Here is a 13,771-nt window from a genome sequence, read left to right as displayed (position 1 = left end):
ATACAAGTGAAGCGCACCCCAGCTCACCAAGGGCAGGGACTGACGCAGGTAGTCTTGCTACGAAAAAACTAGCCGGGCAGACTAACAGCAACATCAGTTAGCGCCTCCGCTACCCGTTGCACCATGGCATCGTCTACGTCCAGATGTGTAACAAAACGAATCATCTGCGGCCCAAACGAGGAAGCACGGATGCCCTGTTGCTCCAGGTGCTGAAGGAAAGCATCGGCGGGCATTTCTGGCTTTAGTTTGAAGATAACCAGGTTGGTATCGGGCGGCAACACAAACTCTGTGTAGGGCTGCGCGGCTAGCGCATCGCCCAACTGGCGGGCACGGCGGTGGTCGTCGGCTAGGCGGTCTACGTTGTGCTCTAGGGCATAGAGGCCCGCCGCCGCCAGAAAACCGGCCTGCCGCATGCCGCCGCCCATAGCTTTACGGATGCGGCGGCACTTATGAATGAACGCCTTGCTACCCAGCAACACTGAGCCGACCGGCGTACCCAGGCCTTTGGAAAGACACACCGAAATCGTATCGAAATACTTGCCGTAGTCCTCGGCGCGCTGGCCAGTGGCCACCAGGGCGTTGAAGATGCGGGCGCCATCGAGGTGCAGGGCCAGGTTGTGGCGTTGGGCCACGTCGGCAATGGCGGTAATCTCATCCATGGCGTAGCAGCTGCCGCCACCGCGGTTGTGGGTGTTTTCCAGGCAGATCAGGCGCGTGTCGGGGTAATGCACGTTGTCGAGGGGGCGGATGGCGGCCTCTACTTGCGCGGCCGTGAGGCGGCCCCGGTCGCCGGGCAACAGCGCCACCGAGGCCCCCGAGTGAAACGCAATGCCGCCTACCTCCCACAGGTATACGTGGGCCGTTTGCTCGCAGATAACTTCTGATAAAGGCTCGGTGTGGGCCTTAATGGCAATCTGGTTGGTCATGGTGCCGGAGGGGCAGAACAGGCCAGCTTCCAGCCCAAACCGAGCGGCAGCTTGTTCTTCCAGCGCCCGCACGGTGGGGTCTTCGCCGTACACATCGTCGCCGACCTGCGCCTGAAACATGGCTTCCAGCATGGCGGGGGTAGGGCGGGTAACGGTATCGGAGCGGAGGTCGATGGTTGGCAAGGACATAAAGAAGAGGGCTAAAGGTTTTCGAAGTCAAAAATAAGACTTACTTTTGCCCCTCATTCAAAAAATGACATTCAACCGACCCGGATATGACTGCTACCCGTCTAAAGCGGAAACACCGCAAGAACATTGCCCGCGCTAACAACAAGCAGCGCGTGATCAAGCAACTGCTCGCTACCCCCGTTCTAAAAAACGTGGATACCGACGAGCTGAAGGCCCGCTTCAATGGTGGCACGGCTCCTGCCGCTACCTCGGAGACGACTACTTCGCCCAACATCGCTAAAGTAAACCAAACCGGCACCGAAGGCTTCGATGAAGCGGAGGCTGTGGTAAAAGAGGTGAACAGCGACGGCCAGGAAGGCGAAAAGCCCAAGCCCGAAATCGCGCTGTAAGTAAGTCGCCACCGGCGTCGGTTGGCCTTTGCTTTATAGATTTGAAAACGCCTTTCTGCTACGGCAGGAAGGCGTTTTTGCGTTTGGGGGAGTGAGAGGGTCGGAGGCGTGGGGGTGTGAAGTGTGTTATCCTGAGCACAGCGAAGGACCTTCTCACGGCAGAACGAGTTGTTGATACGTCTGTCGTTCTGCCGTGAGAAGGTCCTTCGCTGCGCTCAGGATGACAGATGCTTTTCCACCTCACTTTTCTACCCTCCTACCTTCCTTTGCCCACACCCTCCTACCCCCGCTCGGTGCGCGGCCCCAGCTCGATGGCTTGCAGCTGCTCTACCTTGCCCCGGTTGATTTGAAAGCGCAACATAGTGCGTACGGTATGAAAGCCGTGGCGGCCGGCCGCGCCGGGGTTTAGGTGCAGCAGATGATTGCGCTTATCGGGCATCACTTTGAGAATATGCGAGTGGCCGCTGATAAACAGGCCGGGCTTGTACTCGGCAATAAGCGGCTTGGCGGCGGGGGTGTAGCGGCCGGGGTAGCCACCAATGTGGGTCATAAGCACGCGCAGCCCTTCAATTTCAAAGGCCTGTACCAGTGGCTCGGTGGCGCGCACGTCCTGGCCGTCGATGTTGCCGTAGACGCCGCGCAGGGGGGCTATGGCCTCCAAGGTATCGGCTACAGCCACGTTGCCGAAGTCGCCGGCGTGCCAGATTTCGTCGCAGGTGCTGAGGTGGTGCAGGATACGCTCGTCGAGGTAACCGTGGGTGTCGGAAAGCAGGCCAATGGATTTCACAGAGTAGGAGGTAGGGTAGGAAGGGCTAACCCGCGCCGGTGGCTGCAGGTTTCGGAAAGCCAGAAGCAACGCGGACGGCCAGTGTGGCCACAACAGAACAAGGCGCAAGGTAACTACCTCGGCTGTTCCCCGTATCTTGCCCCACGCGGGTATTTCCGTTTGCCGATAATTATGCTGTGTTTTGCAGCTGCACTTCGGTCTATTTTTGCTTTCTTGCCCTCCCAGAAGACAACTCCGCGATGAACGTTTTCATCAATGATATCCCGCTGATTATTAAGAAGAACAGCGAGAAAATATACAAGCACCGCTACGACCTGATCCTGAATCCGGAAGACGAATTCTCGTCCAAAGATTTGGTGGGCGATGTGCTGGTGCGCGACGTGACGGACGTGTTCATCGACCGACTGCTGCGCATGATGGAGGTGAAAAAGCTGAAAAAGCTAACCTCTCTCACGCTGCTGGCCCGCAAGAAAAAACGGCTGATTCTGCACCTGAAAGACCAGTTCCGCATCGTGAAAGCTGCCGGCGGCCTCGTAACAAGGGATGGCATGGTGCTGATGATTTCGCGCTTCAACAAGTGGGATTTGCCCAAGGGCAAGCTCAAAAAAGAAGAAGACCCCGGCATTGGGGCCCTGCGCGAGGTAGAGGAGGAGTGCAACATCAAGGTGTCGTTGGGCGAAAAACTGCCCAGCACCTGGCATTCCTACGCCTACAACGGCAACAAAATCCTGAAGAAAACCAACTGGTACACCATGCAGTGCCTCGACGACTCCCTGATGAAGCCCCAGGCTGAGGAGTACATCGAGGAAGTGCGCTGGATGACGCCCCAAGAGGCCCTAAGCGTGCTCGACGACTCCTACGCGTCTATTGCGCTGGTCGTGCGCCACTTCCTAAGCGAAACAGCTGGCGAGTCGACAGTGGGCAGTTAAGTAAGAGGGAAGAATTGACAAGCGCCTGTTTTTTTCTGTCATCCTGAGCTTGCGAAGGACCTTATGCCAAGTGAACGAGTCGTTGTTACGCTTGTCTTTCTCACGTGATAAGATCCTTCGCAAGCTCAGGATGACAGAAAAAGACAGGCACTTGTCAATTCTTCCCTCTTAATTCCTAACTAACTGCTGGTAGCGTAAACGGCACGAAATCATCCACATTGCCGCCAAAACGGTGAATCTCGCGGATAATGGTGCTGCTGATGGCTGCGAGAGCCGGGGAAGTAATCAGAAAGACGGTTTCTAGTTCGGGGTTAACGTGGCGGTTGGCTTGGGCAATGGTGTTTTCGTACTCGAAATCGGTGGTGTTGCGCAGGCCGCGCAGCAGGTAGCGGGCTCCTACCTCGCGGGCGAAGTCGGCAGTGAGGCCTTTGTAAGCCTGCACGCGCACCCGCGGCTCATCCCGAAATACCTCGGCAATCATCTCCAGCATCTGCTCCACGGGCAGGTAGCGGGTTTTGCTGCTGTTGTTGCCCAGGGCAATAATCACCTCATCAAACAACTGCGTGCCTCGCCGCACCACATCGAGGTGGCCATTCGTGAACGGGTCGAAGGAACCAGGAAACAGCGCAATACGAGCCATGAGGTGGAGAGTAGTGAAATTGTGGGTAGTTGAGTGAGAAACTACAAAAGCCGGCTGTCATCCTGAGCACAGCGAAAGACCTTCTCACGCGTGAACGATGCCCGTAACGACGACTCGTTCAAACGATATAAGGTCCTTCGCAAGCTCAGGATGACACGCGTTTTCCGACCGTACTCTGCCCTATTCGCACAAGTGCAGCGCGTATAGGTCGAAGTAGCGGTACTCGGTGAGGTCGTTGAGGCGGTAGCTGTAGCGCAGGTCGAACGGCCGGTTGCCGAAGCGCAGGTGACGAATGTACTTCCGCAGGACGGAAAACAGCTCCGAGTCGTGCAGCAGGTCGCCCCACACAATCACGGGGTCCTGGTCGGGGTTGAGCTGCAACTCCTGCATCACCAGGATAGTGTAGTAAATCAGGTCTTCGGGGGTAGTGAAGGCGAAGACGTTGCACAACTCGGGGCGCTTGCTGCGCATCACCAATACGGTTAGCTCCTGGTGGCCAATATTGAGGTAGACCCGGCGCGGCGCGGCGGCCTCGCTCTGGTGCAACACGCCTTCGAGCAGGGCGCTGGTCTGGTGCAGCAGCCGTCCGGTAGGGTAGGCGTGCCGAAACCAGTCGGCCAGCGGGCGGTCGGCGGCAAATACGCTCACGATGTCCAGGCCGGTGTGGCGGTAGGCGCAGGCCGTTTCGGTGGGGGCGCAAGCGTGGTGCAGCTGCAAATAGGTGGTCTCGTCGCCGGGGGCAAACAAGGGAGCGGGCAGCAGTGTGAAAGCGCGGTTGTGCACGGCCAGGCGCACCTTGTTCCAGCCCGGGAGCGACAGCAAATCGTGCTGGGTGGCCAGTGCCTGCAACTGCGCTGCGGCGGGTAAGCCCGGCTGGGTGGCATAGTCTTCCAGGGCCACAAACTTGTTGCGCTGCACGTCGGCTATGCCCACACGCACGCCGGCCGCACCCACCGTGAGGTAGAGGTTGTAGGCGGCTAAGCGGCTGGCATCCAGCGTTTCGTCGCGCAGGTGGGCCAAAACGGTAGGGGCAGCAGAAGTGGTAGGGACAAGCGTAGCAGACACAAGCAGAAGCGGGTTGAGCCGCTAAAGGTAACATTTATCGAGCGGCTGTGCTAGGGCGGCGCGCTACGGGGCAGGGCGCAGGCTAGGGGGCAAACCGCAACTGCGGGATGAAAATATCGTCGGGGCTGATGATCTGGCGCAGTACCGGGTGCACCTGCTGCATGGGTAGGGCAATGAGCTGGCGGGGCGTTAGGAAGGCCAATTCCGTCAGGATTTGGGCATCGGCGGCGTGCTCGGGGTCGGTACCGAGCTGGGGTAGGGCAGCAGGGTCGGCGGCCGTCACCTCAAAAAACATTTCCAGGGCTTGCAGCGTGTCGGTCTTGAACTCGTGCAGGTGCAGGAAGCGGCCCACGTTCACCGTCAGGCCGGTTTCCTCCCGAAACTCCCGCCGCAAACACTCGTGCAAACTTTCTCCAAACTGCCACCCGCCACCCGGCGGTGACCAAAATGGCGCGCCATCCGGCAGCAAACCCCGGTGGGCGGCCAGCAGCAACGCACCTTCGTGAATGAGCAAACCACAGGGCCGGACGCGCACCTGGTGGGCATACGCAGCTAGGAGGGAAGAATCTTGAGTAGGCGTATCAGGCATCGAAAACAAATAGGCGACGGGTAGCCTATACGGCAGTAAGCCGAAAAGGTGCGGCTCACATGGCAGGTGCCACTACCTTTGCCCCATGCCTGACCTCCCTACCCCCACTCCCGAAGAGTCCCTCGAAGCCCGCATCCGTCGCAAGCTGGTGCGCCAGAATTTTATGCATCTCATCGGTGCCGACCTCACCCGCATCGAGCCGGGTAGGGTAGAGGCCGAGCTACTACTCGCGGAGAAGCACCAGCAGCACCGGGGCTTTGCGCACGGCGGCCTGGTGGCTACCATGGCCGACTTGGTGGCGGGCTTCGCGGCCGTCACGCTGGTACCGGAGGGTACGGGTGTCGTCACAGCCGAAATCAAGGTTTCCTACCTGCATCCGGGGGTAGGTGCGAAGATGCGCGCTGTAGGCTGGGTGCTGAAAGCCGGCCGGCGCCTGCATTTCTGCGAGTCTGAGGTGTGGTGCGATGATAAGCTGGTGGCCAAGGCAACGGCCACGATGGCGGTGGTAGAGTAGAGATGAAAGTAGGTGGTTACACACAAGTAGCCGCTGTGTTCAACCAAGTGCCCGGCCACTTGCTATCTACCATGTCATTTACTGCTATTAAGCAGAGCTGTTTATCTGCTATTCGTTGACTATGAATATTCTATCTCTCTCCTTGATCAGTGGCTTACTGCTGACCGCGCCTACCCTCTACGCTCAAACAACACTCCCAGCAGCCCAGTCGAAACCCGCCGAAATACCGTCCTTCAACAAGCCGGTGCGCCTGGTAGTAGCAACGGATGGCTCCGGCGACTATCGCACTGTGCAGGAAGCCGTGATGGCCGTGCGCGACTTTATGCAGGTAGAAGCCACCATCTTCATCAAGAATGGCATCTACAAAGAAAAGCTGCTGATTCCGTCCCAGAAAACGCACATCACGCTGCTGGGCGAAAGCAAAGAGGGCGTCGTCATCACCTACGGTGACTACTCAGGCGACGCCGAAAAGCACACCACCTACACGTCCTCCACGGTGCGGGTGCAGGGCAACGACTTTCGGGCCGAGAACATCACCTTCGAAAACTCGGCCGGTAGGGTAGGGCAGGCCGTGGCCCTGCACGTGGAGGGCGACCGGGCCACGTTTCGCCACTGCCGCCTGCTAGGCAACCAGGATACACTATTTTTGGCCATCGAGAACAGCCGCCAGTACTACCAGGGCTGCTACATCGAAAGCACTACCGACTTCATCTTCGGCGCTAGCACGGCCGTATTCGACCGTTGCACCATTTTCAGCAAGAGCAATTCCTACATCACGGCCGCTTCTACCACGCCCCGGCAGCGATTTGGGCTGGTGTTTTTGAACTGCCAGCTCACGGCCGCACCCGAGGCCCAGAAGGTGTATTTGGGGAGGCCCTGGCGCCCACACGCCCGCACTGTGTTCCTGAACACGGACATGGGCAGCCACATCACCCCCGCCGGCTGGGACAACTGGCGCAACCCAGAAAACGAGCAAACAGCTTTCTACGCCGAGTATCAGTCGCGCGGCCCCGGTGCCAACCCCAAAGGCCGGGTGGCGTGGAGCAAGCAGCTCACCAGCAAAGAAGCCAAGCAATACACGCTGAAAAACATTTTCGCGGGTACTGAACCATGGGTGCCTCAGAGCAAGTAAGTTCTCTGATTACAGGTAGATAAGTACTGTTGGGTAGGAATGCCCTACAACCCAAAGGCCCGGCCCTGCTCCGGGAAAATAAACCGAAGGCGCAGCGAATTCGCGTCTTCGAGCTGCTGCCTGATTTGGGTGAGGTTATCGGCGCTGGGCTTGCTGTGGGTTACAACCACAGGCAGATTGCCCATAGCATCAGGCCCAGCGAGCCGGGCCAGCGCCAACAGCTCGTATTGAAGCCAGCGGGGCGTGAGGTGACCGAACAATAGGTTATCGGGCTGGGCATTGGGGTAGGACACCTCCGCGAAAATACCCCGCAGCGTACCAGCCCGCACCAGCGGCGCTACCGCCTGCCACAGACTAGCCAGGCGGGTGCTGTGCTCCACCGCATCGGGGCCAGTGTCGCCGAGATAAAGCAGGTAGCTGTTGCCATGGCGAAGCAGGAAAGCCGCGCTTTCGTAGCCGGTGCCATGGCTGAGTGGAAAGGCCTGTACCAGGAGTGCGGTGCCGGCCACGGCAGTTTCGGGCGTGCCGGGTAGTAGGGGCTGATAGTGGTACTTGCCTAACACGGGCGGCGTGCCGGCGTCGCCGAAGTTGGGCCAGCTCTGCCAGTTGAAGTAGTGCTGTTGCAGGGTAGCGAGGCAGCCAGGTAGGCCGTACAGGGTTTTGCTGGTGTCGTCGGGGGCGTTGAGCAGTAAGCCGGCTACGTGGTCGAGGTGGGCGTGGGAGAGTAGGTAGGCTTTGATCTGGCGGCGGATTACCTGATCGGCAGTGCCGGAAAGTGCCCCTTGCGCCACGGCCTTCGCTACCCCAGCCCGGATGGTACCAGCATCCAGACAGGCATACGCAGCAGAACCCGTAGGAGCCACTAGGTAGGCCGAGAGGTTGCTCTCATCCAACCCACCGCGCACGCCCAGCGGCACCACGCGAAATACGGGCTGTTGGGCCACTGCTTGGTAGCTCAGCAAAAAGACCAGAAGGCAGACAAGGAGCTTATGCATGTACCGCTAATCAAACAACAGAAATAGATAGACCAAGCTAAAGGTAGCAGGGGCGAAAGAACAAGACAGTTACGCCTATTCTATCTTTACCCTTGCTACCCAACCCACACACCCGCATGATTCTCAACCAAGCCCGCTTCGACGAAGCCATCCGCCTGTTCGACGCTGCCAACAGCGAAGACCCTCACCAGGAAATCGTAGACGGCCAGCCCTACCCCAAGGAACTGCTCTACGGTCAGCGCATGAGCGCTTGCCTGCACGCGGTGGCCCCCAATGCCCCCGAGGCGGTGCAGCTGGCCGCCCGCTGCCAGCACATCCGACGCTGGACCATCCCGCGCCAGGACTTCCCCATGGACCGCCCCGGCTACCACAAATGGCGCAACACGCTCAAGAAATTCCACGCCCAGCTAGCCAGTGAAATCCTACAGCAAGTAGGCTACGACGCCGAAACCATCCAGCGGGTGCAGGCGCTCCTGCAAAAGCAGCAGCTGCACCTCGACCCTGAAATGCAGCTGCTGGAAGACGTGATATGCTTGGTGTTTTTGCAGTATTATTTCCTCGATTTCGCCGCCCAGCATCCCGAAGAAAAGATCATCGACATTGTGCAGAAAACCTGGCGCAAAATGACGCCCGAAGGCCACCGGCTGGCTTTGCAGCTGCCCCTAGCGTCCGAAGCACAAGAGCTGATTGGTAAGGCCTTGGGCGGAGGAGAGTAATACGGAAGCCCGTTCCGTGCTAATCATCATATAGATGAGGTTACGCTTGATTGATGAGCCAGCTAGTCAGCAAATACCGGCCGGATTTTATCAATCTGCCAGCGCATATCGTGGCGCGACAAGTCGAGGGCTAGCCCCGTGCGGGGCGTTTGGGCGTAGTTTTGCTGCGGTAGCACTACCTGCGCTGAGTCAGCCGTTTGGCGCAATAGGCGTGGTGTAGCACGTAGCAGCTCCAACAATTCATCGGAGTCTTGAGAAAAGATGATAGGGTCGTGGTCAAATCCTGGGGGTGGACCATCATACTGCGGGTGTAGTCGTAGCGTATCGGCCCATTGTTGGAACCCTGCCCGACGCGCTGCGATGTAAGCAGTCGACACGTAGCCACTCCCGCGCAAAGTAGCCAGGTAGGAATCTGCGGCTTTGAAGTCAACGGCGTAAACGTCAGTGCTATCTTCAGAATAGGCCGCGGGCACCAGCGGCAGTTGGTTCAGCTTATCAACCCGTGGCGCATACCAACGCAGAAATTGCTGCACCACATCTACTGGCGCGGCGGCCGAGTCTGTCATAGTAGGGGTAATAGTTAGCTGTTCCGCTCCCAAAGCAGTAGTTTCTTCGGGAGCGGAATGCGTGCAGGCGCAACTTAGGAATAGAAAAAGACTCCAATAGTGCCGCATCCTGCTACCGTACCGGCTTCGGAATCACGGGCAGGCTCTCGTGGCCTTGAGCATCCACGGAGGCTACTCCGAAAATGTAGTTGTCCTTGCTCTGGGTGAGGTCGGCTTTGGTGTCGGTCACAAACACCTTTTGCTCCCACTTAGGCGAAGTGGTTTCGCGGATAAGCACGTAATAGCCAGTAGGTTTTGGACCGGCCGTAGGGGCATCCCACTTAAGCTGTGTGCGGTTGGTGAGTTGGGCCGTCAATACCCCCACATTTTGGGGAGCAGCCGGGGCCAGGGCCAGTTCGGCCAGGGTAGCCAGGTTCACGCCGGTGTTCTTGCGCAGGTAGCCAAAATCCATAAACTTGGCGTGGTCGCCGTACTCCACGCCGTTTTCGGTGCGCAAATCCTGGTGCTGATGGCGAAAGTCCTCATTCATTTCCGTGAAGCGTACCGCCGTGAAGCCCTGCTGATTGAACGGCGTATGGTCGCCGCCGCGCAGGAACCGGTCGGGGCGGTAGACCACCACCACATCGAGGCCATCTACGTAGTCCTTAGCGGCTTGCTGGGCGTAGCGGGCTAGCTGGCGAGAGGGTGAGTCGTTTTCCGACGACAACGTGCGACGCACGCGGCCTTCAGCCTCGGTTTCGGTGGCAGGCACACCCTCACTAAACACGCGCAGGTGCTTGGCATCATCCACCGAAGGGTCGTTGCCGTGCGAGTTGCCCACGATGTCGTTGTTAAGCATGGCCACCAGGTTCCAGCCTTCGGCCTTGGCGCGCTTAGCCAAGTGCGTCGAGCCGTAGAGGCCCTGTTCCTCGCCCTGCACCGCCACGAAAATGATGGTAGCGGGGTATTGCTGCTGCGACATCACGCGGGCCAGTTCCATCACGGCCACCGTGCCCGAGCCGTCGTCGTTGGCGCCGGGCGCATCGGCGGTGGCGTTCATCACGTCCGATACCCGCGAGTCGATGTGCCCGCTCACGATGAAGACGCGCTTGTCGTTGGGGTCGGTGCCGGGTAGGGTCGCCATCACGTTGGCCATCACCACGGGCTTGTCGATGCGGCGGCCGTCGGGCTTGACGGTAAACGTATCTTGCTTGACTACCAAGCGGTTGCCGCTGGCTTTGCTGTACTTCCGAAACTCGTCTTCCACCCAGTTGCGCGCCGCCCCAATGCCGCGCTTCTTGCTTTTGGTGTCGCTTAAAGTATGGCGTGTACCGAAACTCACAAGTTTATCAATATCGTCTTTTAGGCGCTTCTCCGAAATCTCATTCACCATCTTTTTGATGGTCGGGTCGGGGGTAGTAGAGGGCTTGTTTTGCGCCAACAAAGGCAGCGCGGGGAGAAGAAAAGCTGCGAATAGGGTAGAGCGAAGCGTCATGCGGAGGTTGGTTTGGTTAAGGGCAAGCTACAGCTTGGTTGTTGGTTTGTAGAGGTTCGTACCACTAAAGAACGTCATTTCGACCGCAGGGAGAAATCTCGCATGCTGACCAGCAACGATTGGCTCATAGTAAAGACACCAAGGCGCTAGCCGCGTTGCCGCCAAAACCAGCGGCATTCACCAAAATGCGCCGGATAGGCTGCTCCGTTGCCGTGGCGAGGTAAGTGGAAAAGGGCGCCACCGGCCACTGCTGCGTCTCCAGCACCTGCAACGCAAAATCGAGGTTGAGAGCCGCCGAAGCGCCCAAGGTGTGGCCCACCAGCCACTTATTGGATAGCAAAAGCGGTTGCTTCTCGCCAAAAACTGCCCGTACGGCTGCTAGCTCGGCGGCATCGCCGGCCGGGGTGCCGGGGCTATGCAGTACCAGCGCGTCTACCTCCGAGGGTTTTCTGCCGGCTTGCTGCAACGCCTGTTGCATGGCAGTCTGGAAATGCCGCCCATCGGGCGAAATACCCGTTTTGCTGCCGATAGCTTCAAAGCCAAATCCTACGCTTTCCAATCGAAATAGTGGCTGCTGCGGTGTCGTAGCTACTTCGGCTGCTGCGATATCAGCCGCTACTTTCTCCAGCGCAAATACGGCGGCGCCTTCGCCCAGCGTGAAGGTAGAAGGCCGCCCAGCGCCCGGCCGGCAGGGCCACGCGTCCGCCGCAAAAGGCGAATAAATACCGATGGCCTGCATCTGCGCTAGCGTAAACTCGGTGAGGGGAGCCTCAGCTCCACCAGCCAAATAGCGTTCTGCCATGCCTGCCCGTAGCCAGGCCACCGCGTTGCCCAGCGCCTGAAACGCACTGCTGCACGTACTGGAATGACTTAGCACGGCCCCATCAGTACTACCCGCGTCGAAGGCTACCCAACTGGCCACGTTGCCCAATGTAGTAAGCGGAGACGCGGCTGCCGGCACGCTGCCCTCGCGCAAAAACTCCTCGTGGTAGTGCTCCAGGTGGTGCGTGGCCCCTCGGCTACTGCCTATGCTGACGGACAGGGAAGGTGGATTGCCTTGACACCACCCCTCCGGGAGAGGGGTGCCAGTCGTAAGATGTTGTTGAACGCACCCCTCTTCCGGAGGGGAGGGGCTGGGGGTGGGGTCACGCACTGTGCGCCACCCCGCTGCCGCGGCGGCTTGGCGGGCGGCCAGCATGGCCAGCAGCACGGTGCGGTCGAGTTGGCGGTAAGCAGGGTGGGCGCGGCGCAGCTCTGCTACGGCCGCTTCGGTGGCGGCGGGTAGGGCGGCTACAGGCAGGCCGTTGGGGTGAATGGAAAAAGGCGAATCCGAGGAAGCTGGAAACGCCTGCTCGCCCAGTGCCGACACCCTGCCCCGGCCGCGGATGATGATGTATTCGTCGGCGTTTCCCTTAGTCATGCAGGTACTCGGGCAGGGTAGGGGCGGGGGAGAAGTTCAGTACCAGTTCGCGCATCTGGCGGAGCACCTGGTAGAGCAGTTCCAGCTCGGCGTCAGTGGTGCAGTAGGGCGGCAGCAAGTACACTACGTTGCCCAAGGGACGCAGAATCACGTGGTTGTCGAGAGCCAATTGGTAAAACGCGTCGCGGAGGCGGCTGAAGTAGCTGGTGCCTTCGCCGGGGTCGTACTCTACAGCCAGCACCGTGCCCACATGCCGCACCGCCCGCACGCCGGGCTGGCCTTCTAGTTCTGCCTTGAATGCGGCGTGGGCGGCGGCAATGCGCTGGCGCTGCTGCGTGCAGGCGTCGGCGCGGGTCAGCTCCAGGCTGGCCAAAGCGGCGGCACAGGCCACCGGGTTGGCGGTGTAGGAATGCCCATGAAACAGCGCCTTCATCTTGTCGTCGCTCAGAAACGCCTCGTAGAGCGGCGCGGCGCAGGTAGTCAGGCCCATGGCCAGGGTGCCGCCCGTCAGGCCCTTCGAGAAGCACATAATATCGGGCTGCTCCTGCAACTGACTGCTGGCAAACAGCGGTCCGGTGCGGCCGAAGCCGGTCATTACCTCATCGGCAATGCACAGCACGCCGTGCTGGTGGCAGCGACGCACCATCTCATCCAGTACCTCGGCTGAGTAGGCCACCATACCCGCCGTGCCCAGCAGCAGCGGCTCGAAGATGAAACCTGCCACCTCTGGGTGCTGCAAAGCAGCATCCAGCTGCGCCAGCACCTCCGCCTCGCGGCCCGGTACCGGCACATCAATAAACTCCACCTCAAACAGCAACGGCCAGAACGGCTGCGTAAATGCCCCCCGGCTACTCACCGACATGGCCCCAAACGTGTCGCCGTGGTAGGAGTCGCGGAAGCAGAGGAAGCGCCGCCGCTCCGGCTGGCCTTGGTTGTGGAAGTATTGCAGCACCATCTTCAGGGCTACTTCCACGGCCGTCGAGCCGTTGTCGGAATAGAACACGCGGGCCTGGTTGCTGGGTAGGAGTTCGAGCAACTGCTCGGCCAGCTCCACGGCCGCGGGGTGGGTGAAGCCGGCAAACAGCACGTGCTCCAGGGTGCGAAGCTGCGCGCTCACGCGCTCGGCAATGTGGGGGTGGGCGTGGCCGTGCAAATTCACCCACCACGACGAGATGCCGTCGAGGTAGCGGGTGCCGTCGTCGGCCATCAGCCAGGCGCCCTCTCCGCTAACGATAGGCACCGCCAGCGGGGCAGTTTGCATTTGAGTGTAGGGGTGCCACAGCACGGCGTGGTCCCGTTGGGCAAGCGTAGACATACGGCAAAGGTAGCACCAAGCGCCGTAGGGGCGCGTTGCACGCGCCCGTCGTAAGGTGGTCCCGCGCTATTTAGATTGTTCTGCCGGGGCGCTTCAGCCCCTCTCCGAAAAGGAGAGGGAGTACC

At 59.7% G+C, this 13,771-nt stretch carries 15 protein-coding genes; 5 read left to right on the top strand and 10 right to left on the bottom strand.

What is annotated here, in order from left to right:
- Positions 1-68: 68 nt before the first annotated feature.
- On the bottom strand, positions 69-1,115 hold the full coding sequence (gene ltaE, locus F1C16_RS10660) for a low-specificity L-threonine aldolase (RefSeq protein ID WP_185280635.1): 1,047 nt from the start codon (positions 1,113-1,115) through the stop codon (positions 69-71).
- A gap of 86 nt (positions 1,116-1,201) precedes the next feature.
- On the opposite strand from ltaE, the gene F1C16_RS10655 reads away from it, so the two are divergent.
- Positions 1,202-1,504: a hypothetical protein gene (locus F1C16_RS10655; protein WP_185284418.1), complete on the top strand. Its 303-nt coding sequence runs from the start codon at positions 1,202-1,204 to the stop codon at positions 1,502-1,504.
- A gap of 280 nt (positions 1,505-1,784) precedes the next feature.
- Here F1C16_RS10655 and F1C16_RS10650 read toward each other — a convergent pair whose 3' ends face one another.
- Positions 1,785-2,291: a metallophosphoesterase gene (locus F1C16_RS10650; protein ID WP_185280634.1), complete on the bottom strand. Its 507-nt coding sequence runs from the start codon at positions 2,289-2,291 to the stop codon at positions 1,785-1,787.
- A 239-nt stretch (positions 2,292-2,530) separates the two neighbouring features.
- Here F1C16_RS10650 and F1C16_RS10645 point away from each other — a divergent pair, with 239 nt between their 5' ends.
- Complete coding sequence (locus tag F1C16_RS10645; protein ID WP_185280633.1) at positions 2,531-3,220, top strand: NUDIX hydrolase; 690 nt, start codon at positions 2,531-2,533, stop codon at positions 3,218-3,220.
- 175 nt (positions 3,221-3,395) lie between these two features.
- On the opposite strand, the gene coaD is transcribed toward F1C16_RS10645, so the two are convergent.
- The 3 genes from coaD to F1C16_RS10630 form a co-directional block, all read right to left on the bottom strand.
- Positions 3,396-3,860, bottom strand: a complete 465-nt coding sequence (gene coaD, locus F1C16_RS10640; RefSeq protein WP_185280632.1) for a pantetheine-phosphate adenylyltransferase — start codon at positions 3,858-3,860, stop codon at positions 3,396-3,398.
- Between the two features lie 180 nt (positions 3,861-4,040).
- Positions 4,041-4,925, bottom strand: a complete 885-nt coding sequence (locus F1C16_RS10635) for a DUF3822 family protein (RefSeq protein ID WP_185280631.1) — start codon at positions 4,923-4,925, stop codon at positions 4,041-4,043.
- 82 nt (positions 4,926-5,007) lie between these two features.
- A complete protein-coding gene (locus tag F1C16_RS10630) occupies positions 5,008-5,514 on the bottom strand; it encodes an NUDIX domain-containing protein (RefSeq protein ID WP_185280630.1) in 507 nt (168 codons plus the stop codon).
- An 85-nt stretch (positions 5,515-5,599) separates the two neighbouring features.
- On the opposite strand from F1C16_RS10630, the gene F1C16_RS10625 reads away from it, so the two are divergent.
- Together F1C16_RS10625 and F1C16_RS10620 are read left to right on the top strand one after the other, a co-directional pair.
- Positions 5,600-6,028: a PaaI family thioesterase gene (locus F1C16_RS10625; RefSeq protein ID WP_185280629.1), complete on the top strand. Its 429-nt coding sequence runs from the start codon at positions 5,600-5,602 to the stop codon at positions 6,026-6,028.
- 121 nt (positions 6,029-6,149) lie between these two features.
- Complete coding sequence (locus F1C16_RS10620) at positions 6,150-7,160, top strand: pectinesterase family protein (RefSeq protein WP_185280628.1); 1,011 nt, start codon at positions 6,150-6,152, stop codon at positions 7,158-7,160.
- 44 nt (positions 7,161-7,204) lie between these two features.
- Here F1C16_RS10620 and F1C16_RS10615 read toward each other — a convergent pair whose 3' ends face one another.
- A complete protein-coding gene (locus tag F1C16_RS10615; RefSeq protein WP_185280627.1) occupies positions 7,205-8,155 on the bottom strand; it encodes an MBL fold metallo-hydrolase in 951 nt (316 codons plus the stop codon).
- A gap of 92 nt (positions 8,156-8,247) precedes the next feature.
- Between F1C16_RS10615 and F1C16_RS10610 the strand changes: the two genes are divergently transcribed.
- Positions 8,248-8,871 carry a DUF4202 domain-containing protein gene (locus tag F1C16_RS10610; RefSeq protein WP_258048873.1) on the top strand — a complete coding sequence of 208 codons (624 nt, stop codon included), beginning with the start codon at positions 8,248-8,250 and terminating at the stop codon, positions 8,869-8,871.
- Between the two features lie 62 nt (positions 8,872-8,933).
- Here the strand turns inward: F1C16_RS10610 and F1C16_RS10605 are convergent, their stop codons facing one another.
- From F1C16_RS10605 to bioA, 4 genes are all read right to left on the bottom strand, one after another.
- Positions 8,934-9,437, bottom strand: coding sequence for a hypothetical protein (locus tag F1C16_RS10605; protein WP_185280626.1), 504 nt, complete (start codon positions 9,435-9,437; stop codon positions 8,934-8,936).
- Between the two features lie 112 nt (positions 9,438-9,549).
- On the bottom strand, positions 9,550-10,911 hold the full coding sequence (locus F1C16_RS10600) for a M28 family metallopeptidase (protein ID WP_219733328.1): 1,362 nt from the start codon (positions 10,909-10,911) through the stop codon (positions 9,550-9,552).
- Between the two features lie 124 nt (positions 10,912-11,035).
- Positions 11,036-12,331 (bottom strand): beta-ketoacyl synthase N-terminal-like domain-containing protein, encoded by a 1,296-nt coding sequence (locus F1C16_RS10595; protein WP_185280625.1) that lies wholly within the window; start codon positions 12,329-12,331, stop codon positions 11,036-11,038.
- Entirely contained in the window at positions 12,324-13,646 is a 1,323-nt protein-coding gene (bioA, locus tag F1C16_RS10590) for an adenosylmethionine--8-amino-7-oxononanoate transaminase (protein WP_185280624.1), read from the bottom strand. Before bioA ends, F1C16_RS10595 begins: the two co-directional genes overlap by 8 nt.
- Positions 13,647-13,771 lie beyond the last annotated feature (125 nt).

It is taken from the genome of Hymenobacter sp. NBH84 (genome assembly GCF_014217645.1).
Lineage (GTDB): Bacteria > Bacteroidota > Bacteroidia > Cytophagales > Hymenobacteraceae > Hymenobacter > Hymenobacter profundi.
The sequence above is the reverse complement of the archived record's forward strand: the minus strand, read 5'-3'. Positions and strand labels throughout refer to the sequence as shown.

Bases quoted from the DNA above. Each gene is read 5' to 3' on its own strand.
- ltaE (WP_185280635.1), bottom strand. From the start codon at position 1,115: ATGTCCTTGCCAACCATCGACCTCCGCTCCGATACCGTTACCCGCCCT.
- F1C16_RS10595 (WP_185280625.1), bottom strand. From the start codon at position 12,331: ATGACTAAGGGAAACGCCGACGAATACATCATCATCCGCGGCCGGGGC.
- bioA (WP_185280624.1), bottom strand. From the start codon at position 13,646: ATGTCTACGCTTGCCCAACGGGACCACGCCGTGCTGTGGCACCCCTAC.
- F1C16_RS10625 (WP_185280629.1), top strand. From the start codon at position 5,600: ATGCCTGACCTCCCTACCCCCACTCCCGAAGAGTCCCTCGAAGCCCGC.
- coaD (WP_185280632.1), bottom strand. From the start codon at position 3,860: ATGGCTCGTATTGCGCTGTTTCCTGGTTCCTTCGACCCGTTCACGAAT.
- F1C16_RS10620 (WP_185280628.1), top strand. From the start codon at position 6,150: ATGAATATTCTATCTCTCTCCTTGATCAGTGGCTTACTGCTGACCGCG.
- F1C16_RS10615 (WP_185280627.1), bottom strand. From the start codon at position 8,155: ATGCATAAGCTCCTTGTCTGCCTTCTGGTCTTTTTGCTGAGCTACCAA.
- F1C16_RS10645 (WP_185280633.1), top strand. From the start codon at position 2,531: ATGAACGTTTTCATCAATGATATCCCGCTGATTATTAAGAAGAACAGC.
- F1C16_RS10600 (WP_219733328.1), bottom strand. From the start codon at position 10,911: ATGACGCTTCGCTCTACCCTATTCGCAGCTTTTCTTCTCCCCGCGCTG.
- F1C16_RS10630 (WP_185280630.1), bottom strand. From the start codon at position 5,514: ATGCCTGATACGCCTACTCAAGATTCTTCCCTCCTAGCTGCGTATGCC.
- F1C16_RS10605 (WP_185280626.1), bottom strand. From the start codon at position 9,437: ATGACAGACTCGGCCGCCGCGCCAGTAGATGTGGTGCAGCAATTTCTG.
- F1C16_RS10655 (WP_185284418.1), top strand. From the start codon at position 1,202: ATGACTGCTACCCGTCTAAAGCGGAAACACCGCAAGAACATTGCCCGC.